The sequence below is a fragment of the Spirosoma endbachense genome, from assembly GCF_010233585.1.
Classification (GTDB): Bacteria; Bacteroidota; Bacteroidia; order Cytophagales; family Spirosomataceae; genus Spirosoma; species Spirosoma endbachense.
In genome coordinates, this window is the sequence record NZ_CP045997.1 from 2,753,896 (window position 1) to 2,754,236 (window position 341).

The following is a 341-nucleotide window of genomic DNA, read 5'->3' on the forward strand; positions in this document are numbered from 1 at the left end:
GAAGCCTTAGGCATCCCCCAGGCGCCCTTTTGCTGCGTATGTATTGCGCTACTACAATTTCTTGTGTATCTTACCGTGCACCATGAGTCACCTCATGATGCAGTTTCTCCCTGTAGGTCAAAGAACAGTGTGCCCCCTTCGAAAAGAGGACCCGGTCCTTAACAAACGTCAGCACCAACTCAACCACTCCCAATCTACATAGAGATCCAGGATCGGCTCCAGAAAGGAGGTGTTCCAGCCGCACCTTCCGGTACGGCTACCTTGTTACGACTTAGCCCCAGTCGCCGAGTTTACCCTTGACCGACTCTTACCTCGGTCTTCAGGTCCCCCCAACTCCCATG

The 341-nt window shown here is 53.4% G+C and carries 1 rRNA gene (running past one end of the window); it reads right to left on the reverse strand.

What is annotated here, in order from left to right:
* Window positions 1-57, reverse strand: a 16S ribosomal RNA gene (locus GJR95_RS10880); it reaches 1,462 nt to the left of the window's first position.
* Window positions 58-341 lie beyond the last annotated feature (284 nt).